General features: G+C 46.6%; 16 protein-coding genes. 6 read left to right on the top strand and 10 right to left on the bottom strand.

Features of this window, described 5'->3' with window-relative positions; translation table 11 throughout:
• Positions 1–40: 40 nt before the first annotated feature.
• The 3 genes from MWG72_RS11335 to ompR form a co-directional block, all read right to left on the bottom strand.
• The gene (locus MWG72_RS11335) at positions 41–1,558 is read right to left on the bottom strand and encodes an acetyl-CoA hydrolase/transferase family protein (protein WP_005267562.1); all 1,518 of its coding nucleotides are present in this window, start codon (positions 1,556–1,558) and stop codon (positions 41–43) included.
• A gap of 205 nt (positions 1,559–1,763) precedes the next feature.
• Positions 1,764–3,224: an ATP-binding protein gene (locus MWG72_RS11340; RefSeq protein ID WP_180038619.1), complete on the bottom strand. Its 1,461-nt coding sequence runs from the start codon at positions 3,222–3,224 to the stop codon at positions 1,764–1,766.
• Positions 3,225–3,484: 260 nt separating this feature from the next.
• Positions 3,485–4,249, bottom strand: a complete 765-nt coding sequence (gene ompR / locus MWG72_RS11345) for an osmolarity response regulator transcription factor OmpR (RefSeq protein WP_004278590.1) — start codon at positions 4,247–4,249, stop codon at positions 3,485–3,487.
• 335 nt (positions 4,250–4,584) lie between these two features.
• Between ompR and MWG72_RS11350 the strand changes: the two genes are divergently transcribed.
• Positions 4,585–6,939: a Tex family protein gene (locus MWG72_RS11350; RefSeq protein WP_247144074.1), complete on the top strand. Its 2,355-nt coding sequence runs from the start codon at positions 4,585–4,587 to the stop codon at positions 6,937–6,939.
• A 52-nt stretch (positions 6,940–6,991) separates the two neighbouring features.
• Here MWG72_RS11350 and MWG72_RS11355 read toward each other — a convergent pair whose 3' ends face one another.
• From MWG72_RS11355 to MWG72_RS11380, 6 genes are all read right to left on the bottom strand, one after another.
• On the bottom strand, positions 6,992–7,309 hold the full coding sequence (locus MWG72_RS11355; protein ID WP_180184494.1) for a hypothetical protein: 318 nt from the start codon (positions 7,307–7,309) through the stop codon (positions 6,992–6,994).
• Between the two features lie 60 nt (positions 7,310–7,369).
• Positions 7,370–8,449 carry a patatin-like phospholipase family protein gene (locus tag MWG72_RS11360; protein WP_247144075.1) on the bottom strand — a complete coding sequence of 360 codons (1,080 nt, stop codon included), beginning with the start codon at positions 8,447–8,449 and terminating at the stop codon, positions 7,370–7,372.
• Between the two features lie 167 nt (positions 8,450–8,616).
• Positions 8,617–10,236: an ABC1 kinase family protein gene (locus MWG72_RS11365; RefSeq protein WP_247144076.1), complete on the bottom strand. Its 1,620-nt coding sequence runs from the start codon at positions 10,234–10,236 to the stop codon at positions 8,617–8,619.
• Positions 10,237–10,248: 12 nt separating this feature from the next.
• Entirely contained in the window at positions 10,249–10,926 is a 678-nt protein-coding gene (locus tag MWG72_RS11370) for a ubiquinone biosynthesis accessory factor UbiJ (protein ID WP_005102869.1), read from the bottom strand.
• A 12-nt stretch (positions 10,927–10,938) separates the two neighbouring features.
• Positions 10,939–11,883: a bifunctional demethylmenaquinone methyltransferase/2-methoxy-6-polyprenyl-1,4-benzoquinol methylase UbiE gene (ubiE, locus tag MWG72_RS11375; protein ID WP_004647333.1), complete on the bottom strand. Its 945-nt coding sequence runs from the start codon at positions 11,881–11,883 to the stop codon at positions 10,939–10,941.
• Between the two features lie 146 nt (positions 11,884–12,029).
• A complete protein-coding gene (locus tag MWG72_RS11380; RefSeq protein WP_247144077.1) occupies positions 12,030–12,734 on the bottom strand; it encodes a DUF8198 family protein in 705 nt (234 codons plus the stop codon).
• Between the two features lie 205 nt (positions 12,735–12,939).
• Here MWG72_RS11380 and pap point away from each other — a divergent pair, with 205 nt between their 5' ends.
• Positions 12,940–14,358, top strand: coding sequence for a polyphosphate:AMP phosphotransferase (gene pap, locus MWG72_RS11385; protein WP_004729341.1), 1,419 nt, complete (start codon positions 12,940–12,942; stop codon positions 14,356–14,358).
• Positions 14,359–14,412: 54 nt separating this feature from the next.
• Here the strand turns inward: pap and MWG72_RS11390 are convergent, their stop codons facing one another.
• Entirely contained in the window at positions 14,413–14,913 is a 501-nt protein-coding gene (locus tag MWG72_RS11390; RefSeq protein WP_247144078.1) for a hypothetical protein, read from the bottom strand.
• Between the two features lie 176 nt (positions 14,914–15,089).
• On the opposite strand from MWG72_RS11390, the gene MWG72_RS11395 reads away from it, so the two are divergent.
• From MWG72_RS11395 to rpsO, 4 genes are all read left to right on the top strand, one after another.
• Positions 15,090–18,800 carry an exodeoxyribonuclease V subunit gamma gene (locus tag MWG72_RS11395; RefSeq protein ID WP_247144079.1) on the top strand — a complete coding sequence of 1,237 codons (3,711 nt, stop codon included), beginning with the start codon at positions 15,090–15,092 and terminating at the stop codon, positions 18,798–18,800.
• 4 nt (positions 18,801–18,804) lie between these two features.
• The gene (locus MWG72_RS11400; protein ID WP_247144080.1) at positions 18,805–22,929 is read left to right on the top strand and encodes a UvrD-helicase domain-containing protein; all 4,125 of its coding nucleotides are present in this window, start codon (positions 18,805–18,807) and stop codon (positions 22,927–22,929) included.
• A gap of 71 nt (positions 22,930–23,000) precedes the next feature.
• The gene (gene recD, locus MWG72_RS11405; protein ID WP_247144081.1) at positions 23,001–24,782 is read left to right on the top strand and encodes an exodeoxyribonuclease V subunit alpha; all 1,782 of its coding nucleotides are present in this window, start codon (positions 23,001–23,003) and stop codon (positions 24,780–24,782) included.
• 892 nt (positions 24,783–25,674) lie between these two features.
• A complete protein-coding gene (rpsO, locus tag MWG72_RS11410; RefSeq protein WP_004278577.1) occupies positions 25,675–25,944 on the top strand; it encodes a 30S ribosomal protein S15 in 270 nt (89 codons plus the stop codon).
• The last annotated feature ends 105 nt before the right edge of the window (positions 25,945–26,049 follow it).

The following is a 26,049-nucleotide window of genomic DNA, read 5'->3' on the forward strand; positions in this document are numbered from 1 at the left end:
TAAAAAAACGCCCCATAGGGCGTTTTGTGAATGCAGTCAATTATGCAGTTTTTACTGCAGCTTCAACAGCAAGCATGTGACCATTTTCTTCGAAGTTTGAGTGCCAAGAAAGCGCTTCACGAAGAAGATGAGGGGTATGGCCGCCTTTTGCACATGCACGGTCAAAGTAATCATTCAACGCATCGCGGTACATTGGGTGCGCACAGTTATCAATTACTGCACGTGCACGCTCACGCGGAGCCAAACCACGAAGATCCGCAAGACCTTGTTCAGTTACTAGGATATCAACATCATGTTCTGCATGGTCGATATGTGAAGCAAACGGCACTACAGAAGAGATGTCGCCACCTTTCGCGATTGATTTGGTTACGAAGATCGCCAAGTGGGCATTACGTGCGAAGTCACCTGAACCACCAATACCGTTCATCATTTTGGTACCACATACGTGAGTTGAGTTCACGTTACCGTAAATATCAAACTCAAGTGCAGTGTTGATGCCGATAATACCTAAACGACGTACCAGTTCAGGATGGTTTGAAATTTCCTGTGGACGTAATACCAGTTTGTCTTTGTATTGTTCTAGGTTGTTAAATACTTTCTCGCCGTACTTAGCAGAAAGCGTAATAGAAGAACCTGAAGCAAACTTCATTTTACCGGCATCGATCAATTCAAACGTACAGTCTTGTAGTACTTCTGAGTACATGATCAAGTCTTCGAAGTTTGAATCTTTCAGACCCGTCAATACGGCGTTTGCAATTGAACCGATCCCTGCTTGAAGAGGTCCGAGGTTTTTCGGTAGACGGTCTTCAGCTACTTCTTTTTCAAAGAAAGCGATCAAATGGTTGGCAATTCTTTGAGTCTCATCATCTGGTGCGGTTACAGTAGATGGAGAGTCGTGCAATTCGCTGTTAAATACGATACCAACAATTTTAGATGGATCGATATTGATTGCATGCGTACCAATACGCTCATCAACTTGAGTCAATGGAATCGCTTGACGCGTTGGACGATACGTCGGGATGTAGATATCGTGCAAGCCTTCAAATGCCGGGCTTAAATTCGTATTGATTTCTACAATCACTTTTTCAGCAAAAATCGCAAAGCTTGCAGAGTTACCAACAGATGTTGTTGGAATGATGCCGCCATCTTCAGTAATTGCTACGGCTTCGATGATCGCAACGTCTGGTTTTTTCAACTGCAGGTTACGCATTTGCTCAACAGTTTCAGACAAGTGCTGGTCAATGAACATCACTTCGCCGTTGTTGATCGCTTTACGTAAAGTATTGTCTACCTGGAACGGTAAACGACGTGCCAATACACCAGCTTCAGTCAGTTGTTTGTCTAGATCGTTCCCTAGTGATGCACCAGTAATTAACGTGATCTTTAATGGATTTGCTTTTGCCTGTTGAACCAAAGCTAAAGGAACCGCCTTCGCTTCACCAGCGCGAGTAAAGCCACTCATACCCACAGTCATGCCATCTTGGATGAATTCAGCCGCTTGTTCAGGGCTGATGACTTTGTTGTGTAGGGAGGCTAAACGGATACGATCTAAAGACATTTTAACTCTCATTAATTCTTAAACTATGATACGGATTGTACCGCTCAAAAAATGTATTGTGCATAGGTGTTAGGCTAAGGTCTAATTTTTTAGCTAAATGTAGGTATAATAAAAAATGATGATTTTTAAATGATTGAATTCGTGAACTATAAAATGAATTGTATAGAAAAACTAAAAAGTCATTTGTTGAATTACTGATCACTTCTTAAAAGTGATCAGTCAAAGTTTGGCGAATTTTATCGAGTGTAGTGGCGGGGGGAAGTGTCTCAGGGTTCGCCTGATTCACGGGTAGTGAAATGATAGCTTCCAGCCCACCTTCAGGACGATTATGAATACGCAATTGACCATGGTGAATATCGACAATCCGTTTAACAATGGCCAGCCCCAAGCCACTGCCTTGTACCGTTCGTGCCGAATTGCCCCGAACAAAAGGCTGCATCAAGGCTTCAATCTGATCTTCCGGAATGCCTTCGCCATGGTCTGCGACACAAATCAACAGTTGATCTTCTTCAACATGCGCAGAAAGCTCAATTGGTTCTGAACCATAGCGTTTTGAGTTGTTGATCAGATTGCCAATCAGTCTTTTTAGCGACATGCTACGTGCCTGAATGGTCGGTATATCTTGTGGGGTGAAACGGATATCTAGCGGTTTAAACTGCTTGACCAGTTCCTGTAGCAGTACATTGACATTGGTGTCCTGCGGTTCTTCATCGGAACCGTCGCGCATATAGGAAATGAACTGATCCAGAATCGCGTCCATATCTTCGACATCATAAATCAGGCCTTCTTTGAGAAAGTCTTCATCTGGCATCATTTCGGCACTGAGGCGGATTCGGGTTAAGGGCGTGCGCAAGTCATGTGAAATGCCGGCCAGCATGATTCGGCGTTCCCGCTCGGTCTGGTCCAGCGTATAAATCATCTGATTAAAGGCATGATTGACCTGACGGATTTCCAGTGGACCATGATTGGTATCCAGATAAGGTGCTGAACCGATTCGGCTATAACTGTTGGCGGCATTCTGCAAACGGCGTAAAGGACGGTTGAGCTGACGCACCAAGGTCAAAATAATGATGCCGACAATAATCGGCGTGCCAAGCAACCAGCCCAAAATCAGTTCATTGCTATAATTGGCATAAGTCTTTAAAGGTTCCTGTACCCAGTGACCATTCATTTCAGGAGTCTGGATCCAGATACGTGGACTCGGCTTAAACTGGAAATAGACTGTGGCTTGTTCGATGCGTAACTCTTTGGCGAGTTTGGTTTCGATCTGTCGGGTAAAAAATTCGGCAATCAGCTTTTCCCGCACAGTAGGATATTCTGCCGGATTGGTGACATATTCAATGCCGACCCGATTTCTTAACCAGTCGTCAATGTCGACTTCCTGCTGTTTATGATACAGGCGCAGATCGGGATTGTTGAGAATTTCCAGTTCCATGGCGAGATAACGCGCATGTTGCTGAATTTCAGGTAAAAACAGGGTGCGCCAGAAGAACCATAAGGACATAAACAGGCTGAAACAGACCACAAAAACCACCAGTACCGTGGTACGCATGGCAGCAGAACGCGGCTTGATCTTGTCGAGAAAGCGTTCCCCGCGGGTACGCTTTTTTTCCGAGTAGCTGACAAAATCGGTAAATTTTTGTGGATCGATGGGGTCGAGTTTCACACCAGCTCCCTGTAGGCATTTTCCAAATTGAGCAGTAATAATATTTGTAATAGAATCTTACTGCTTGAACCTTCGATGGAAGGAGCTTGTTGTGTTACTTTTTTTGAAAAAATGAGTAACACTGTTACGCAAGTAAAAACTTTGCCATTCGCTGAACTCGCGCATTTGTATACGAGCCTTTAAAGAAGGGAGGCTCAAACAGCAGCGAATGGCTTTTAGGGACAATAGACTGGGGTAATCTTTATCCTATAATTTTTCCTTTATTCAGCACCATCTGGAACAAAGACATAACCCACACCCCATACGGTCTGGATATAACGTGCACGCGCAGGATTTTCTTCAACCAGACGGCGTAAACGTGACACCTGAACATCAATTGAACGTTCCATGGCACCCCATTCACGGCCACGCGCCAGATTCATCAGCTTGTCGCGGGTTAATGGTTCGCGTGGATGTTGAACCAGTGCTTTCAGTACCGCAAACTCACCAGTAGTGAGCGTTACCACTTGGCCTTCACGGGTCAGAGTGCGGGTAGAGAGATCTAGCGACCATGGGCCAAAAGAAACCACTTCCATCTGTTGGCTTGGTGCACCCGGCACTTCACGTACCTGACGGCGCAATACCGCACGAATACGTGCCAGCAGCTCATTCGGGTTAAACGGTTTAGGCAAGTAATCATCGGCACCTGCTTCTAAACCGGCAATACGATCCGAGTCGCTACCACGAGCGGTGAGCATAATGATAGGCGTATCGATATTGGATTGGCGTAAACGACGACAGATACTCAAGCCATCTTCGACCGGAAGCATAAAGTCGAGCACGATCAGAGAAAACAGTTCCCGCTGTAAAAGTCGATCCATCTGCGTGGCATCATGTGCAGTTTTAACCACAAAGCCTTTATCTTCGAGAAAACGCTGTAATAAGGTACGCAGACGAACATCATCATCAACCACCAGGATCCGTTCGACCCGGTCCGTTTCGGTATGTACGGCATCGGCTTTTTCAGCAGGTACAACTAAACTCATGAGATGCTCCTTTATTCTTTATTGTCATCATAAACAAAAATCAAATAGGCTTTGAGTATACGATTCATTGATATTAATTGACTATGCTCTAAAGCACCAAATATTGCAGTTAAAATCAAGACATAGATACCAAATATATACATCTAAATGAGCAAAAAATACGATTTTAAGCTGGATAAAAAGCAAAGTTCATACAAACTTTATCGGGAAAAGCTGAAAACTGTGGCACTTCATAATATAAAGATGAGGTAAATTAATAAAAACAATGGTGGATTTTATAGACCCGGTCTTTATAATCATGCCATTTAGTACTTATCCTTGTGGGATCAAACACGATGACTGACTTAGTTCAGCAGTTGGCAAAAGAACTTGCCGTACGTCCAAATCAAGTTGAGGCTGCCATCAAGCTTATTGATGAAGGTGCCAGTGTTCCTTTTATTGCACGTTACCGTAAAGAAGTAACGCAAGGCTTAGACGATACGCAACTACGTCAACTCGATACGCGTTTATCATACTTGCGTGATTTGTATGAGCGCCGTGAAAAGGTGATTGAATCACTCAAAGAACAAGATAAATTATCTGATGATTTATTGGCGCGTGTGAATGCCGCTGAAACCAAAAATGCATTAGAAGAAATTTACGCGCCGTACCGTCCAAAACGTACCAGTAAATCATTCAAGGCCAAAGAAGCCGGTCTAGGCCCGATTGCCGAAAAAATCTTTAATGAAGCCGTTGATCCAGCTGAAGCTTTGGTGGGTTTTAGCCATGAAGATTACCCAGATACTGAAAGCCAGCTTGATGCGATCCAGCACATCCTGATTGATGACTGGGCGCAAAATATCGCGCTGACCACTGAACTTAAAGCGACATTTGCAAAAACTGCCGTGCTGAAAAGTTTGGTTGCCAGTGATGAGAAAAAAGAAGTCGGTAAAAAATTCCGTGATTATTTCGATTTCTCTGAAAACTTGAACAAAGTCCCTTCACATCGTTTATTGGCGATGCTACGTGGCCGTCAGGAAAACGTTTTAGGCCTGAAAGTGGATGGCGAAGACGATGCCCCGTTGGCGCGTATTGAAACTGAATACAATCTTGAAACTGTTCAGCCACAAGCGCGTCAGGATTTCTTGAAGCAAACTGCAAAACTATTTTGGCTCGGTAAAGTTCGTCCAACGATCGAACATTCATTGCTGACTGAAAAACGTCTGGCTGCTGAAACAGAAGCGATGAACGTCTTTGCTGAAAACCTGCGTCATTTACTGCTTTCTGCACCTGCAGGCGCACGTACCACTTTGGGCGTGGACCCGGGTATCCGTACCGGTGTGAAACTGGCGGTAGTGAACGAGTCTGGTGATGTACTGGCACATAGCACGATTTATCCATTTGCACCAAAAGACGATAAAGAAGGTTCACTGGCCGAGCTGGCGCGTTTATGCCGCGAGTTCAATGTTGACCTGATCGCGATTGGTAATGGTACTGCAAGCCGTGAAACTGAAGCTTTAGTTGCTGAAATGATGGCTGCGAACAGTGATCTGAAAATGACGCGTGTTTCTGTATCTGAAGCAGGTGCATCGGTGTATTCAGCATCTGAACTAGCTTCACAGGAACTGCCTGAACTAGATGTATCTATTCGTGGTGCGGTATCGATTGCACGCCGTTTACAAGATCCACTAGCAGAACTGGTGAAAATCGATCCGAAATCGATTGGTGTGGGTCAGTATCAACATGACGTGAACCAGACCGGTCTGGCGAAAACCCTTGAAGCGGTCGTTGAAGACTGTGTGAACTCAGTGGGTGTGGATGTAAATACTGCATCAGCAGCGATTTTGGGTTATATCGCGGGTCTAAATAAATCAATTGCACAGCAAATTGTGGAATTCCGTAAGGAAAATGGTCGTTTTGACAATCGTCAGTCTTTGAAGAAAGTGCCACGTTTAGGCGAGCGTACTTTTGAGCAGGCTGCGGGCTTCTTGCGTATTCAAGATGGTACAGAACCACTAGATGCTTCTGCGGTTCACCCTGAGTCATATGCTTTGGTGAGCAAAATTGTTGAAGCGAAAGCAACGACTGTAAAAGACATCATTGGCAATACTGAAATCATTCGCCAAGTGAATGCTGAAGAATTTACAGACGAGAAATTCGGTCTGCCGACAATTCAAGACGTATTGGCTGAACTGGAAAAACCGGGCCGTGACCCGCGTCCAGAGTTCCGCACTGCTAAATTCCGTGATGACATTACGGAAGTTGCGCAATTGTCGGAAGGCATGCAGCTAGAAGGTGTAGTCACCAACGTGACTAACTTCGGTGCATTTGTCGATGTGGGTGTGCATCAAGACGGTTTGGTACATATTTCTGAACTTGCCAATGAATTTGTCGCTGATCCGCATAAAGTGGTGAAACCAGGCCAAATCGTGCAAGTGCGTGTATTAAATGTCGATGCTGAACGTAACCGCGTGAATCTATCGATGCGTCCTGAAGGTTCTGAAGCACCGGCGAAAGCACCACGTCAGCCACGCCGTGAAAATAATGAACAGCGCGGTGAACGTAAGCCTCAAGCTAAACGTCCACAGCAAGCACGTCCGCAAGGTGATCGCCCTCAGGGCAAGAAACCGCAAGCGGCTAAACCACAAGAGCAAAAAATTGGTGGTTTGGGTGCATTATTACTTCAAGCAGGGATTAAAGGTTCGAAATAATCTTTAATTTCTAAAAGAAAACCTCCCAAATGGGAGGTTTTTTATTGGATCGTTATGAATTGATTATCGGCACAATCCAGCTGGTGATAATCAGCAAAATACCGAGATGCCCCATTTTTCGTGTGACATAAACCAGTTTCGACGGTGGCTGTTCCAGTCGTTTTGCATATTCTTCCATGCTAATGCCGGGCTTACCTTTACTGGTATATAAAAACACCCCCAAGTCGATACAGATCAGAATCGTACCAATATCGGCCACCAGTTCCATCAGCTCAAATTGCTGGGTATATAGCGACATGCCAACGCTATAGATCAGATAAAGACCAAAGGCAATGCAGGCATATTGCAGGACCACTAAAAACTTCTGCATAAATCTCAACAGCTCAAAAAATGAAGGCAATTATACAAATAATCGGGCAGCTGCGGCCAATTACAAGGCTTGCATCAGGTTGGCAAAATTCTGTTTCTCGACCAGCTCCAGAAATTCATCGCCCAGACGCTGACTTTCAGCAATACATTGCTTCCAGAGCTGAATCCGCTGGGTTTGATCCAAACCTTTTAACGTAAAATCTTTACGGTCTGGCAAACGGCCTAAAGGTAAACTTTGCAAATATTCCTGTGATGGAGATATGAGCAAAGTTCGTGCCTGATTTTCCGGATTTGAGGTGCGTTTAAATAACTTGTCAAACCAGCCCGGCGTAATGCTGTCAGTAAAATGCGGATAAAGTACAATGCCTTTGCTCTGGAAGGGTAGGTCAATGTGATAGTCAATTAAACCACCATCGCGGTAATAACCTTGCGGTGCATCCGGAATATTATTTACTGCCGCCATTACCCCGGGAATAGATGCTGAAGCCATCAGCCAAGACAACACACTCTGTTGGGTCAGTGCATGATAATGCGTGGTAAATCCATCTTCAGCGATTTTAAACTGCTCACCCGTATTCGGCTGGCTGATCACACGTTGCATGAAATGACGGCTGTGCCGGCGCGCGACTGCGGTCGTTCCAAGAATTCCAGCTACAGAAGCCATTAATGGCAATGCCTTGTCACTTTGGAAAATGTGCTGGGCTTTAATTGAAATGACTGCGAGATGATAATCCGGATGATTGACCAGATCGTTTTCTTTGCCTTGTACCAGATCCAGCAGCATGCCACGGCAGATGTCGCTGACATCCTGACGGGTCATTTTTTTATGAAAATAGAGGTTAGTGTAGAGTTCAGCTAAGCGTTCGGTTCCCTGTTGAGCACCATGTGCAGCCATACTGGCAAAGCGCCAACTACCAATCGAAGAACCCACCAAAGTTCTACGCTGAGGTGCACGTGGAAAAAACTCACCAAAAATCGCCTGATCCAATCCCTGAATACCGATGCCTTTGGGGCCACCTGCAGCACCAGGTACAATATCGACCTGTTCGGGTTGCAAACCTTGTTCCAGAATCAGCTCACGTGCCAGATGGCCAGCACGAATCGTCAGCGCAGGCGCACGTTTTTGTAAAATCTGTACCATGGTTGAACCTATACTAGCCAAATGTGTGCTTATTTTAAGCGATAGGTCCGAAGACCCAATGGCAAGATATGTCCTAAGGTGACTTTGGAGTCATCCTCATCTTTAAGACATAAAAAAAGCCTGCATCATTTCAGGCTTTTTTTATCATGTTCTAAAATCACGGAGATTTATTTAGTAATCCGCCAGACGGCAAGCATGCTTGCGAGCACAATCAGAATCACCGACACAAACCATGGTGAAATAATTGCAATCGCCAGCAGAATGGCCATGACACTGCCGAACATCCAGCTACGCTTCTGTTGATGTTCCATTTGCAGGCGCATGCTGTGTAATTCATTGAGCTGTTTGGCATGCCAAGCTGACTGGTTTTTTAAACCGTTTAAGCTGTCGATCATCAGGGTCGGTAAATCCTGCGCCCCTAAAAGCAGATCCGGGATTTTCTGTCCCAGTTCTTTCAGGTTCTTTTGCGGATTCATCTGGGCCTTGATCCAGTCCGTCAGAATTGGTTTAGCCAGACTCCAGATATCCAGTTCAGGATACAAGTCGGTTCCCAGACCTTCGACATGCACCAAAGTTTTTAGCAGCAACATCAATTGAGGTGGAATTTCGAGATGGAAACGACGCGCGATATCCATCACTTCAATCAGAATGCCGGCAAAGTCCAATTCATGCATCGGTTTGGACACCATCGGCCCCACACTGCGGCGCATTTCACGTGCCAAAGCATCCTGATCAGTCCCCGGTGGAATCCAGCCAGCCTGATGCACCACCTGAATCAGCTGCATAAAGTCACTGTTCATGACCGCCAGTAGCATGCGTGCTACGGTCATCTGGTCGTGTTTGGACAGCTCGCCCATAATCGCGCAGTCCAGCGCAATAAAACGCGGATTGGCTGGATTGATGGTTTCTACAAAGACATTTCCCGGATGCATGTCAGCATGGAAGAAGTTATCGCGGAAGACCTGAGTAAAGAAGATGGTTAGACCTTTACGCGCCAGATCGGCACGATCCATGCCCAACCGGTCAAAGGTCGCGATATCTGAAATCGGCACCCCAGTAATGCGCTCGGCCACCAGCACGTCTTTGCTGTCCATGTAAATTTCTGGCACATACATCATGCTCGAGCCGGTAAAGTGATGGCGCATACGGCGGGTATTGTCTGCTTCCAGCGTCAGATCCAGCTCATTCAGAATAATCTGGCGGTAATCCTGAATGATTTCTGATAAATGTAGGGCACGTGCTGCTTCCAGACGTTTTTCCAGAAATTGACCGAGCCATTCCAGAATTTCAAAATCCTGCAAAATCTGCTGGCGAATATTCGGGCGGGTGACTTTAACCACCACTTCACGGCCATCATGCAGGGCAGCCGTATGCACCTGAGCAATCGAAGCTGCAGCCAGTGGCTGGGTATCGAAACGCGCGAATAGGGTATTTACATCAGCTTTCAGGGATTCCTGAATGCGCATCTTGGCCACGTCATTATCAAATGGCTTGACCCGGTCTTGCAGTAACACCAGTTGCTGTAAAACTTCAGGTGGAATCAGGTCACGGCGGGTCGAGAGCAGTTGACCGAGCTTGATCGCCAACGGCCCCATTTCTTCTAAAGCCAGTTTCAGCTTGAGCGGATTTTTACGTTCACGACTGGACCAGGCATCCGGATGCATCCGGATGAGGGACAGCACATGCCGGGATTTTTCTGGTAATTCTTCCGCAGGAAACAACGTGTCGAGTCGATAGTGCGCGGCGATGCGCCAAAGTTCGAGTAAACGTGAAACATGCGGAATCATAAAGCTGTGTACCTAGTCTTGAGTAGAATTGTTGGAGGCATCAATTTGAGCCTGAAGCTGATGGATTTTTGCTTCAACCCGATCTAAATTTTGATTCAGGATACGGGTGTCCTGATTCAGGTCATCCATTTGCCAGCGGGGGGCAAACAGACCGCTGTCTTCTTTTAAGGCATCTTCGGCAAAAAATAATTGACTTTGCAGGGTGCGTTTTAGCTGCTTGGGCAGCAGTTGCAATTTACCAATTTCATGTGCCAGTGTCGGGCTAACCCAAGGGCTTAAGTGCGCCGCCAGATCCAGTTCCGCCTGTTGCATGATGCGCTGGATTTCCTGCAATAACTTGTAGTCGCCTTGTAGGGGGATATTACCGACTTCATCGGAAAGCAGCAGCTTGAGTAATTCCACCACATTGCTGACCTGCAAGGTTGCGGTCGCTTCGGTGACTGTCAAGGAACTTGCGTCAAATGGACGTTGTTCAAAGACTGAAGGTGTTTCGGTATGACCGGTTGCCGTTGGTTCCAGACGAACTTTACCTTCATCAAAAAACACATCAACCGAAAGCTGCGGCGAGGCGATTACCACCCGCAGCATTTTACCGGACAGGGCATTCAGCTGGATGCGGGTAATGGCATCCAGATCAATCACATGATGAATCACGCGTTCAATAGCACCGAGTGCCAGAATTGACCACATAGGCAAGGAACCTTAAAGTTTGAAACCGCGGTGAACTGCAACAATCCCGCCAGTCAGGTTGTGATAGTCACAATTCTGGAAGCCGGCATTTTCCATCATGCCTTTCAGGGTGCGCTGGTCCGGATGCATACGAATCGATTCAGCCAGGTATTTATAGCTTTCTGCATCATTGGCAATGATTTTGCCCATGATTGGCAATGCCGTGAACGAATAAAGGTCATACAGCTTAGAGAATGGCTCAAACACTGGTTTAGAAAATTCTAGAACCAGTAAACGGCCACCTGGCTTAAGGACGCGGTACATTGCAGCAAGTGCAGCATCTTTATCGGTCACGTTACGCAGACCAAAAGAAATCGTTAAAAGATCGAAGCTGTTGTCTGCAAATGGTTCTAAGGTTTCGGCATTGGCCAGAACGAAATCGACATTGGTACAGCCCGCATCAATCAGACGGTCACGACCGACATTCAGCATCGATTCGTTAATATCAGACAGTACCACATGACCTGTCGGACCAACTTCACGGCTAAAGACTTTAGCCAAGTCGCCAGTACCACCCGCGATATCCAGCACATGCTGGCCACGGCGTACACCTGACATATTGATTGCAAAACGCTTCCACAGGCGATGAATACCAAAAGACATCAAGTCATTCATGATGTCGTATTTGCTCGCTACAGAGTGGAACACTTCTGCGACTTTCTGGGCTTTTTCTTCGCTGTTTACAGTTTGATAGCCGAAGTGCGTGGTTGAGCCGACGTTACCCGTATTGGCACCGCGTGGCAGATTATATTTGGGCACAGTACCCGTCACAGGCGTGTCAGTCAGACGTTGTTCTAAAGATTGTTGCTGACCTTGCGGAGTGCCTTGTGGAAGGGGTTCAGTTAAGAATGGGCTCACTTTGTCTGTCTGTTGTGCCGACTCGGGGGTAGGGGTAGGCGTTGTATTTTCATTCGACATTGGAGTCACTCCTAACATATCAATCGGGTTAATCTTGCATTGTCTGCATCATGACAGATTCTAAAGGCTTATTCAGCAATCATGATGCAATTGTTATGAATAATATACAGAAAAATTCACGCTTGGCAGAAATACTCATCGGGTATTTACTGAAATGGTAGCGGATCGCCAGAATGTACTTTCTCGATAATCTGGCATTCGGTGGCAGTGAACGTGCGTACAAATTTTTCTGCCGATTTGAGTGGCTTCATGGCCAGAAAACCATCCTGCATAAATTCATACATTACCTGAAAGTTATATTTATTCGCCGCGCCCTTACACATTTTAAAGGCGGTATAGACCACAAATGAACGCATGTATTTATCCAGACTCATACCGAGCTGATCCAGCAGAGCCAACTGTTTCAGGCGTGCTTCACCCTGATCCAGCTTCAAATAGGTCAGGCGCATCATCTCGTCAGTTAGCGGTTCATGTGGATGATAATCCTGTAATAACTGAATCGCGACCTGTTCATCCAGTTGTACCGCCAGAATAGCCAGCTCTACGCCTGAGGTGCCGGTTTTAATGGCATTTTCCGGAATAACTTTTTCTGCTTTATGCGCATATTTCATCAGCCGGGCAATCTGTTCTGCCAGCGCATCAAAGTCAGCACCGCCGTAGAGACGGTTCAGGAAATATTCGGACATCAACAGGTTTTGTTTTTCAGCAAAATGGGCGCGATGGGTGCGCTGCATGCGGACTTTCTGCCAGGCCTGCACATCCTGTAAACGGCTTAAAATGTCAGGCCGGGTGTGATAAGCCAGTTGATAATAATGCGCTAACAGATCATCGAGTACGGCAAGTTTGGACATGAGGCTTCAATTATGATTGGAGGATGCAAGAATCTTAGAGGCTGCCGGACAATCCTGCTATGACAAATTGAACAGAGATCGGGCATTTGTATGTCAATCTGTTGTTTAAATGGCCAATTTAATCGTGTGAAAAACGTTGCCAGAGCTATTTTTGCGCTGAAACTCCTCGCTATACTGCAAACAGAATAAAAGATCAGGGTTGAAGATGCGTATGGAACAACCACAATTTCAGTTAATGGATGAAGATCAGCTGTCTGTCGAGCTGATTGATGCCCAATATAATTTAAAAAAGACCCGGGGCCAGAAAAATGCCAAAAGTCTGGTGATTCTGGTGAATGGCATTGAACTGGCCGGCAAGGGTGAAGCGGTTAAACAGTTACGTGAATGGGTCGATCCGCGCTATTTGCGTGTGAAAGCCGATAAGCCTCAGCTAGCCGGCCCGAAGCAGACCTTGTGGCAACCTTATGCACGTTTTATTCCTGCCGAAGGCCAGATCATGGTGCTGTTTGGTAACTGGTACAGTGATCTGCTTGGCAGTGCCATGCAAGCTGAAAGCCCGCTGAGTGATGCACAGTTTGATGAATATCTGCAAGAGATGCAGGCCTTTGAACAGGACCTGAAAAATAACCATGTCGATGTGATCAAGGTCTGGTTTGACCTGTCCTGGAAAGTCTTGCAAAAACGTCTGGATGCCATGGATCCGAGTGAAACTCACTGGCATCAACTGCATGGTCTGGACTGGCGCAATCGCAAAGAATATGACACCTTGCAGCGCCTGCGTCAGCGCTTTACCGAGGACTGGTTCATTATTGATGGCGAAGATGAGCAGCAGCGCGACCAGCAATTTGCCCAGTATATCCTGAGTGCCTTGAAACATTGTCCGGATCATCCCGCCAGAGCCAAGGGAAGATGGAAACAGGCCAAGATTCCCGAGCAGTTAAAACATCCTTCCAAGACTCAAGCCCAGCCAGAAGATTACAAACCGGAACTAAAAAAATTAACCGCGAAGGTCGCCAAAGCCATGCGTTCCGATTCGCGTAATGTGGTAATTCTGTTTGAGGGCATGGATGCTGCTGGCAAGGGCGGCGCGATCAAGCGGATTGTCAAAAAACTGGATCCACGTGAATATGAAATTCATACCATTGCCGCACCAGAAAAATATGAGCTGAGCCGTCCTTATTTATGGCGCTTCTGGACCAAGCTGCAAACCGATGATGATATCTGCATTTTTGACCGTTCCTGGTATGGTCGGGTATTGGTAGAACGGGTAGAAGGGTTTTCTAGTCCGGTAGAATGGCAGCGAGCTTATGCGGAAATTAACCGTTTTGAACAGAGCCTGGTCAAGCATCAAACGGTGATTGTGAAAATCTGGCTGGCCATTTCTAAAGAGGAACAGGCAGCACGGTTCAAGGCGCGTGAAGATACACCGCATAAGCGTTTTAAAATTACTGAAGAAGACTGGCGTAACCGGGAGCGCTGGGACGATTATCTGAAAGCGGCAGCCGATATGTTTGAACATACTTCGACCGAGGAAGCGCCTTGGCACATTATCGCGTCTGATGATAAACATACCGCACGGGTCGAAGTATTAAAGGCTATTTTAAAACAGCTTCAGGCAGAATAATCTGCCTGAAGTAAGAGTATCTAGAGGGCTGCAAAAATTCAGCTCACCCGGATTTTAACCTTGCGCCACCTGTTTTTGCTGGATATTTTTAGCTGCACGGTAGCATTCCTCTACATGTGCTTCAGCAATCTTTTTCATGACAAAATAGCCCAGACTTGCCGCCACCAGTTGGCCGCCCAGCGGAATGAATTTTGTGACTTGCTTTGTGATCACTTTCGCTGCAACATTGTTCAAAGATTTTTTAACTGCCGTACGTGCGACCACCAGACCAGAAAATTCTACGCCGCGTTTACGCAACTCATTCCAGTGCACCTGACGGGTTTTTGGATCATAGACACTGATCTGCTCAGGGGACAGGCCGAAGCGGGCATTGATCTCGGGAATCAATTGCGACAAGATACCGATATCAATGACCACGTCCATAAACGGCACTGGAATAACCGCAGCACCGGCAGAATAATAGGCGCGTTTTTTGGTGAGTTCCAGGCACTCGGCGCGGATTTGTTCTAAATCTAGGCTCGGATCGAGACGTTCAGGAATTTTATCTAATTTCATGGGCACTACCTAAGCTCTATGTTGTTTTTTCTATTCAAGCATCTTTAAGATGCTTTTTTCAAAGAAATTTTTCGACTGAAGTGTGGTTTTAAAGTGTCATAGCGCGTTCGGGATGTATAGTAAATAATCTTTATCGTTTTGTAGTAAGAACCACATTCAGCAGTTCAGGGGAACCAATGGCCATCCATGTTATTCAGAGTCAACGTATTGATGTGCTTTTGGATAGTATGCTGCGTATTGTCAACCAGACTGCCCGGAATCCATTTGAGGTGTTACAAACCCGGCATTTTATTGTGCCATCTCCGGCTGTAGAAACTTGGCTGACCCAGAAAATTGCCGAGAAAAAAGGCATTAGCGCCAATACCCAGTTTCATCACCGGATTCGCGCCTTTCAATGGACCTCTTATCAGTGGGTATTGAATGCTCCCAAAGAAGTAGAGCAGGTCCGTGAAGCCAATATTCCGCGCATTATCATCAAATGGCGCGTGTTTCAGGCGCTGCGAAAATGCATTCTGCCTGAACAGATTCCTTTAGATGTCGATCATCCACTGTATTCCATTGTGAAGCGGATTTATGACAGTGCCGACCGGCTGGAACAGGGCACAGAAAAACAGCTGAAAAAACAGAGCATGCTATACTGGGTGGCGGAGCAGGTGTCACGTTTGTTCAGTCATTATATGGATTATCGCGGTTATTGCGCGCGTAACTGTCCTCCAAACAACTGCAGTTGTCCGAGTAACTGGCTCGAGGCCTGGGGACAGGATATTGCGCTTGATATCGAACAGATGATCTATAGCCCCAAAGATGAAAATGGCCATGAGATGCAGGTGGCGGATTTTGTCAAGATTCAGGCGCGTGAACTGGAAGCCTGGCAACGCTGGTTGTGGCAGCATGTATTTCAGGATGACTATGCCAAAATCCTGGAGATTGAACGCCTGTATTGGGATCGGCTGGAAAATGCAGAGACCCGGGCCCAAGCTCTGAAACGACTGCCGGCACAGATTGTGGTGTTTAGCCTGTTAGAATTGCCACCGAGCCAGCTGGATTTTTTACGCCGTCTGGGCCAGTACATTGATATCTATATTTTTCACTTCAACCCCTCGCAGGAATACTGGGCCGACAGTGTCGATCCGGACTGGAAAGCCAGATTTGATTTGCAGCGGGAAGAGCGCTTTATTCAGCGTTTTGAAAAAACCCGTCAACGTAAACCGAATGATGCGGAAATAAAAGATTTCAGGATCAAGCAGCTGAACTTTAATGCCGAAGACCGGGAATCGCGGCATCCGCTCCTGACCCGATTCGGCAAGCAGGCACGGGATCATTTTTCTCTACTCTCTAAACTGTCTTCGGGGGAAGAGGGTCTCTGGGCCGATGTCTTTGTGGATGAATATCAGGACAGGCTGCTGGCCAAAATCCAGTCGGATATCCTGTATTTGCTCGAGCCCGAGCAGCATCAATATGCTTTAAGCCCTGATGATGATTCGGTACAGATTCATGTCTGTCATTCTTCATTACGTCAGCTGGAAGTTCTCAAAGAACAACTGATTCACTGGCTGGCTCAAGGCAATGAAGAAGCGCCGCGTCAGCCCAGTGATATTCTGGTGTTGACGCCAAGTCTGAAAGAACTGGAACCGGCAATTCGCAGTGTCTTTGCGCCACCACCGCGTGAGCGCGAAACCGGCAGCAAACGCCTGCAAAAAGATAACCTGTATTTACCGATCCAGATTGCCGGGGTGTCGCGTCTGGATGTCAGCAATGCCTGGCGCGCGGTACTGGGCCGGATTCAGTGGGTACGGCGCCGTTTCAGTATTGAGGACTTTGCCGACTGGCTCAGCCTGAATGCGACCCAGCAGTATTATGGTCTGGACTATAGTCAGGTAGAGCGGATGTTACAATTGCTGACAGATGCTGGCTTCAAGCGTGGATTGGACCAGCAGCATTTACAGCAAAGTCTGAGCGCAGGCGATGAGGATTACCGGTTTAGCTTTAAATTCGCCCTGGACCGTCTGGCGTTGGGTCTGGCGATTCCTGAACATACCCTGTTTCAGGACACCTTGAGTTATGCCAAGGTTCTGACCAGTGATTTTCCCTTGATATCCACCCTGATCCGGATTTATCAAGATCTGGTACAGCGCCGTGACTGGCTGACTTTACATGAAACTGGACAACGCACGCCAGTCAAAACCTGGCTGGAATATCTGCGCGCCGATCTGAATGAATTTCGTGACGCTGGAGTAGAATCGCTCAAAACCGTTGCCGAAATTATCGACAAGCAAATGCGGATGCTGACCCTGGCCGATTATCATGATCAGGATGATCCACATGCCAGTCAGGAACTGGTGGCACTGAGTTTGCCTCTGCCTTATGTGTTGGAAGAAATTCAGAATACCTTGGAGATGCAGCTGGATCAGGCCGAACCGACCGGGCAGATTACCTTTAGCCAGATTGGCCAGATCCGGCCATTGCCTTATAAACTGGTGGTGATGCTGAATCTGGATAGCGGTAAATTTCCGAGCCGTAATCAACAGGTTCCGTTTGACCTGATGCGCAGCCTGAAGCCGCAACTCGGTGACCGTTCCCGTCTGGATGACGAGCAGGGCGCTTTTCTGGATGCCTTGCTGCTGGCACAGGAAAATCTATGGCTGTTCTATAATGGCTTTGATCTGGAGGATGGTGAGGCTCGCGATCCATCCACTGCCTTGCAGGAACTGGTTCAGCATATCGCGCTGATCTGCCAGTCTGAACAGCCGGATGTCGAAGTCGATCCGATGGTGGATATTCATGGTCTATCGGTCGCTCAACATATCCAGCAGCTTTATCATGTACATCCCTTGCAGCCTTTTGATCCAGCCGGATTCGCAGATATGCAGACACCACGTTATCAGGATCAGTGGTTTGCAGTGGCAGAATATATCCGCAGCGCCGAAGGCAAACGCAGCAGCTGGATTAATGCACATTATCCGGCACTAGAACAAAAAGAAATCCGGGTACTCAAAGGTGATGAATGGATCCGCGATATGATTTTCCCGGCACGTCTATTCCTGAAAAGTGTCGGGGTTTCCACGATTCGCTATGCCGATTTGCCGAGTTCCCGGGAACCCTTATTATTGAACAAGCTGGAACAGTATCAGGTGCGGGATTTCCTGTTACAACAAGAGCAGGAGATTGAGCCAAACCTGATGCTAGACCGTTTGCCGGTGGGCAAAACCCAGCAAGCCACCTGGCTGGGCAGCCAGCAGGAACAGCAGTTATTGCAAGAACGTTTGCTACAGTTGGGCAAAGAACTGACGCCAGTCACCCAACAATCCCTGCAGTTCAGTCCTGAACTGATCATTCATATAAACGTGCCTCAGGTTCCACACAGCAGCTACTGGCTGAGTATGCAATCCTCTTCGGCCTCGGAAAAACGCCGTGCCCAGATCTGGCTGGAGTATCTGCTATGGCTGGCTTACTTGAATGACGATGCACGCTCACCAGAACTGGAGCGCATTGTCATTTTCAGTAATAAAACCCTGAAGTTTTCTGGCTTGAGTTCGAGCAAGGCACATGAGTATTTGCAGCTCTGGTTAAAGGCCTGGGAAATTGGTCAACAGCAGCCGCTGGTCTTGCCGGCAGAATTACTGATGAAAAAAGAGTGGCAGTGGGCCGAGAATGAACAGGGTAAAATGACCATTGTGGAAATGCAGGAATTGTTGGAAGCCTGGAACAACAGTTATAGTCCTAAAACAGCTAAGCCATTGACTTCGAATGAATCTAGTGTCTTGCATCAGGATTGGCAATTTATTTTGCAAGATCAGGATCCGGATCTGGCCTTGCAAAACTGCTGTCATGATTTTGCCCATGGCCTGTATGCACCAATTCATCAACATCTGGAATGGGTGAAATAGCCGTATGACTTTCTTAAAGCAGCAGACGCAAACAGCCATTTCTACCAATCCGATTCAGGACATGAAGTTTCGGGGCCTACACTGGATTGAAGCCTCGGCAGGCACCGGCAAGACCTATACGCTATCCAGTCTGATGGTGCGGATTTTTCTGGACCAGTATTATCCGCATCAGGTGATTGCGACGACATTTACCCGTAAGGCCACGGCTGAACTGAAAAACCGGGTACGGCTTCGCGTCGAGGAAACGCTGGCTTATATCCAGCGTCATCAGCAGCTCAATTCAGTTGAAATCGCAGCAAAAATCCAGAATGAAACCGATCCTTTATTTCAGCAGGTACTGAAAGATTATGGTTCACGGCTGGATTATGCCCGTCGCCGTTTACGTCTGGTGCTAAACCAGCTGGATGAACTGTTTGTCGGCACCCTGGACAGCTTTAGCCAGAAACTGTTACGTGAATTTGCCTTTGAAAGTGGCAAGATTGAACGTGCAGAACTGACCGAAGATCAGGATCTGTATATTCAGCAGCTGATTCATGATGTGCTGCGTGACTGGATTCAGCAGCAGCCGCAATATATGGTCAATCATCTGTATGTTCAAAATCTGCTGAAACCGGTGGAGCATTATACCGGGCTGGTGCGTGATGCCCTGAATTTCAGCAAGCAGCATTTCCGCAAGATCGAACTGGCTGAATGTGACCTGAACAAATTGGAAGCCTGCATCAGTCAATTAGTGAGTATTCAGGAGCATGATCTTGCCGTCATGCGGCGTTATTGTCAGGAAAGTCCGAAGTATTTTCACAAGAGTTTTTTGACCAAGTTAACCGAAATTTGTGAAAACTTTATGACCTGGAGCGCAGCCCTGAAAAATCAGGGTGGCATGAGTTTCTTTGATGCTGAATTGCAGCCGATTTTACTGAATCTGTGCCATTTGCGCCGCAAGAAAACCGATTTCCAGCCGACCACTCAGGTCTTTAACAAAAGCTGTCCGGATGCAGAGCAGCAGCTGATTTTGCAACATAGTCTGATCGTGGCAATTGATGCGCTGTGCGAGGTCAAACAGTATCTGGATGAGCAGCTGCAACAGCTTACAACCTATCTGGAATTTCATATTATTCAAAGTGTGCAGACCCGTTTGCCACAAACCTTGCAGCAGCAGGGTGAAACCACTTTTTCCCAGCAAATTCGTACATTGGCGGAAGCATTGCAAGGCCAGCAGGGACAGCGTTTTGCCCAGTTTGTACAGGCACGTTATCCGCTGATTCTGGTCGATGAATTTCAGGACACCAATCAGGATCAGGATGATTTGCTGGCCAAGATCTGGCGTGATGCTAACCGGGTGCAGTCCGGCTGCATGATTATGGTCGGTGATCCGAAACAGGCAATTTACGGTTTCCGTGGCGGCGATATGCTCACCTATAACAAGGCACATGCCGATGTGCTGCATAAACAGGGCCGCGAATATACCCTGATGCAGAACCATCGGTCAGTCAAACCACTCGTAGAAGTGGTTGATGCGCTGTTCCAGCGGCAAATGGATTTTGGCGAACAGGTGCAGTACACCTTGATTCAGGCCGGTAGTCGCCCGCATCCAGATCTGGTCGATATGGGCAGGATCAACCCGCAGCCTTTACGATGGATTCAGCTAGGTGAATCGGACCTGGAGGCAGACCAGGTGGCCTGGAAAATCCGTGCATTGCTGAATCAGTCTGCCCAGCAGCAACTGTACTTTCAGCAGCAAGAGCATCAGCAAAGCCTGAGCGCAGATGATATTGCCGTACTGGGGTTTGGACATTTTGCTCTGGAACAGGTGAAGCAGCGTCTGCAACGTATGGGCATTCCCTGCTATAAAGAATCCAAACAGAGCGTGTTCGCCAGTCCAATCGCTCAGGATGTCGCAGCCGTATTGACGGCGATTATGGATCCTTTCAATGAAGCCAAGGTCAAGCGGGCTTTACTAACCCGTTTGCTAGGCTTCAATCTGAAAAAATTGATTGATTTGAAAAGCCAGAGTGAAGGCCTCAGTCGCTATATTGCCGATCTGGATATCATTCGGGAAATGTGGTTTGAGAAAGGCTTTTTGACCGCATGGAATTATGCACTGAACCTGTTTCAGGTCTGGACCAATCTGGTGGCCAGTCAAAGTCTGGACAATGAGCGGGTGGTGGTCAATCTGCGCCATCTGACCGAGATGCTGAGCCAGCAGAGCGAATATTATCAGGGGGCGCAAAAACTCTATCACTGGTATTTGCGCCAGCTTCAGTCACCTTCAGGCAAGGACAGCGAAAAAGAACGCAAGCTGTCTAGGGATCATGGGGTGCAGCTGATGACCATTCATGCCTCCAAGGGGCTGGAATTTAAAGTGGTGTTTTTATTGGGAGCAGATGCTGCTTTTGATGTGAATAAAGGCAATCTGAATTTTTCCCTGTCTACACCTGAACAGGACAATATTCTGGAACAATCCCGGGTGATTGCAGTCAATCATAAGAATTTACATGAGCAGGCGATTCTGCAGAATGCAGCGCGTAATGCTGCCGAAAACCACCGGCTCTGGTATGTGGCGCTGACCCGTGCCAGTCACCGGGTATATGCCATGCTGCAAGATCAGAACGCACAGTCCGATTCCGGGCTGGCCTTCTGGCGTGGTCAGGGAAATACCATCTTCGAACATGCTCTAAGTCTGGTCGAGCAGCCGCTGTCTCAGGAACCACCGCGTCTGGTCGAGCAGTCGAGCCATCATCAGGTCGACATGCGGGCGCAACCTTTGCCAGAGCGGCAGTTTTATCCGCGAACCAAAACCAGTTTTACGGCTTTGTCACAGCATCAGCTACATGCGCATGTCTTGCAGGACGATCTGGTCACGGCTTCTGAACAGCCCGATAGTGCTGCCGATGAAATTCATTTTACCGGTCTGGAAGAACAGCCAGCAGCTGTGCCCCTAGACTGGATTAGGCTGAATTTTCCTAAAGGCACCGTAGCCGGAACATTCTTGCACAGCATTTTTGAACATATTGATTTTCAGGACAGCAGTTACTGGAATCTGGAAATCCGGCGCCGTTTTAAAAATACCGCACCGCAAATCTGGCAGGAACTGAAAGAAAAATTTGAACAGGCTTTTCATATACGTAGTGTGCTGGAACAGGCCTTTTCCCTGCATTATCAGGCTGCTGTGGTGAATCTGCGAACCCTGTTTCAGGCCACAGCTCAGGCAGATTTCAAAGCAGAGGAATTGCGTCATAGTATGCAGCGCGTATTGTCCAGCCTGAACTATAAGTTATTGACCGGAATTCGCCTGCATGATCAAAGTGAAGCTTATCGCCAGCAAGGGCAGCAGCTGTTTCACTCGGAACAGCAGCTCGAGCGTTCAGCTCTGCTAGAATTTTTAGGTCAGTTTCAAGTGTATTTCGATGGGCTGGAGGATGACTCCTTTATCCAGTTTTTTGAACAGGAAATAGCTCAGCTCACACGCTCTGCAAGCACTGAATCGCTGAATGTGGAAAGTATTTTCCAGACTGCTTTTGAGGGATTGCTGGACGAAATTACAGAAGATATTTTGCTGAACCTGATGCATGACTGGGTACATGACATTCTGGCCACTCCGATCCAGGCAGATTTTGCCTTGGCACAGCTGGAGGCTAAACAGTATCTTTCAGAATTCCCTTTTTATCTGTCCTTGACCGATGCCCCTTTGCAGATTCGGCAAATCCATCAGCTTTTTCTCGAACATGACATGATCATGAGCGATTTTAATGAGGCCAAATCGGCGCGGTATTTGACCGGTTCCATCGATCTGGTGTATTTCGATGGCCAGCGCTACCAGATTGCCGATTATAAAAGTAACTTCCTCGGACCTGATCAGCAGCACTATAGCGCTGAAGCCATTCAGCAGAATATGAGCCAGTCCAGTTACTGGTTGCAGGCCGCTCTGTATCTGGTGGCACTGCATCGGTACCTGAGTGCGAATATGCAGGGTTATTCGATTCAGCAGCACTTGGGCGGCGCAACCTATCTGTATTTGCGCGGGATGAATGGACAGGTTCAGCAAGGAGTCTATCATTGGCAACCGGACTCTGAATTCATAGAAAAACTGGATCAAATATTGGGCTATTTTGAGCAGAAAAAATCAGCTTGACTTTGCAGTTTTATAAAATATATAGAGATTAAACAGAAAATTATCCTGTGGATAACTTTGAGGATAACTGTGTGGAAAATGAGCAGAATCACGTGTCACAGCAAGACTCCAATTTAATGGCTTGGATTGACTATCTGTGTCAGCCGCCGTTTAGTACGGCTACATTTGATCCGGCAGCAAAAATCTTGATCGAGCAATTGCTTGAAGCGATGCAGGCGGGGGATAGCTGTATCGAAGTTGATCCTCGGCAGGTTGTCTTATTACACAATCTGGTTCTAGACCGCCGTCAGCAAAGTACAGGAATTGCGCCGTTTATTTTTGCAGATCAGCATTTATATTTGTACCGCTACTGGCAGCTAGAGCAGGAGGTAGCCGCACATATTGCACGAATTAAAACCCAGCCGGTTGCCGCCATTCATTTATCTGAACGTGATCGCAGCCTATTGTCAGATCCACAGCAGCAAAAAGCCCTGCATATGGTGGCGCAGCAAGCCTTAAGCATTATTACCGGCGGTCCGGGGACTGGTAAAACCTATACGCTGGCACATATGATTGCGGTGCTATATGAAGCCTTGCCGCATATACGGATCGCTATGGCAGCGCCTACGGGAAAGGCTGCACAGCGAATGAAAGAAGCACTGCAAAAAGCCTTGCACAGTGAAGCGTTACAACAGTTTGAGCTAGAAGCATTAAAACAGTTGCAACCGGTGACCCTGCATCGCTTACTAGGTTTGGGTACTCGCGGACAGCCACGCTTTCATGCCAAACAGCCTTTGCCCTATGATGTGATCGTGGTCGATGAAGCCTCGATGCTGGATTTGAATCTGTCCCAGATGTTGCTGGCCGCCATACCGCCTCATGCACGGCTGATTTTACTCGGTGATGCAGACCAGCTGGCCTCTGTGGATGTCGGAACGGTACTGGCAGATTTACAGCAAGTAGTGACTCTGGAGGAAAACCGGGTCAATTTAATCACCACGCGACGTTTTGCGCCTGGAGCCAAAATTGGAGCAATGGCGGAGTTTATCCAGCAGAATCATGAGTCTTCTCACGTCTTGCAGAAATTTGAGCAGCAAATCGTGGCAGCCAGTGAGTTACAAGCGATTGACTTGAATCAGGTCGAAATCGACCAGTTGCAGCTACAATATCTGCTCTCGGACACTGAAAAGACCGCGCATAACTTGAATCAGTATTATGATCAGCTGATGTATGGCTATCAGGCTTATGTACAGGCCATAAAAACAGAACGAAACTCAGCTGATTTTGAGCAGTATGTGCAACAGGTGGTCAAAACTTTTGATGATTACCGGATTTTAACAGCAATCCGTTCTGGTGATCTGGGTCTGATCAAGATCAATCTGCAGATTGAGCAACGCTTTTTAGCAGCACAAGGCCAATTGAAACAGGGCGACTGGTATGTTGGACGACCCGTGATGATGGGGTATAACGACTATCAGTTGGGGCTGTCCAATGGTGATATTGGCATTTGTTTTTTACGTGAGCAGTCTGGTCAGCGTCAGTTTGAAGTGTATTTCCCAAGTCTGGAAAAATGGGTATTAGCCACCCGTTTACCTAAAAGTATTGAACCGGCCTTTGCGCTGACTATTCATAAATCTCAAGGTTCAGAATTTTCCCATACGGCAGTGGTGCTGGATCAATATGCAAAAAATTTATTGAGCAAAGAGTTGATTTATACTGCAATTACTCGAGCCAAAAAAGTGGTCAGTTTATTGGTAGATTATAATGCTTTTACACAAGCACTTTGTGTCAGAACCATCCGGAAAAGTGGTTTGAGCCAAAAAATCATTGAACAATCTAGTAATTTAATTGGCAAAAATAATCAAATCTTGTAGGTAAAAGCTTACAAGGATTCAGGAAATTGACGCATAGAGCTTTTACTCGGTTTTTGAGAAGATTGGTTCTACAAAATAACTCAACACGGAAAGTTGAGCATAATCGCATAATGATAATAATAATGTCGGTAGACAGCGAACTTACAGTGAAGTAAGTGAAAGAGGAAACTTACAGCCGCTAAGCCTTGTAGTTTTGGGAGAGATTACAAGGCTTTTTTATATCCTGATTTTTTATAGGAATCTTGCTGGATTTTTATCCTAATTTCTTAGCAAAATTTTTCAGCCCTAGCCAGTAAACTTAAGTAAATAGCGTTAAATAAAACGAGAGCTGTGTAACATTATGCAAATTTTTACCCTATGATGTACGAAATGGCTTACAGTAAAATGAGGCAAATACCTCTAGTTGTCTGGTGGGAATGTGGCAAAATCTACCACACAAGGAAGATGATTTTTCAACAGGATGTTTGAAAATAATAATAAGCGTAAAATGCCATAATAATACAATAAATAATAATGATAAGAGAAAGAACTACAGCGCCAAAAAGCCCGAGTTTACTCGGGCTTTTTTTTATCCATTTTTATGGAGAGCAGCGGAAGATTCACGCGAGCTAAAGGGTTTGTTGGCTTTTCAAAGGAATTTCTATATTTAATTCATTCTGGATTTATTTCACTAAAATAATGCAAAACCTGAATCTTTAAGGAACAAGAGTCATCGGATCTGAACTGCATCAATGAGCGACCAAAGCCATGCAAAAATCTGGATCTATTTTTGCAATTTGATGCGTTTTCCCTTAAAATATGCAACTTGCTGTAGTGATGCACGGCAGTCAAGGTTTTGAATTCTCATCACTTTGATTTTTATCAAAATATATAAGCATCTCGGAGAAATCGAATGGCTTTAACTAACGCAGATCGCGCAGAGATCATGGCTAAATTCGCTCGCGCTGAAAACGACACTGGTTCACCAGAAGTTCAAGTAGCTCTTTTAACTGCTCAAATCAATGACTTACAAGGTCACTTTAAAGAGCATAAACACGACCACCATAGCCGTCGCGGTTTGATCCGTATGGTTAACCAACGTCGTAAGCTTCTTGACTACCTAAATGGTAAAGACCACGGTCGTTATGTAGCATTGATCGGTGCTTTAGGTTTACGTCGTTAATTCGATTTAAACTTTATTTTCGGGTTTATTGCATGCTTTGTGCTGTATTGCTGAAAACTAAAGTTGGCTTGGCTTATGGCTAGGTCTGTGGAAGGGGCGAATATT

The sequence above is a fragment of the Acinetobacter lwoffii genome (genome assembly GCF_022967985.1).
In the GTDB taxonomy this organism is placed as follows: Bacteria; Pseudomonadota; Gammaproteobacteria; order Pseudomonadales; family Moraxellaceae; genus Acinetobacter.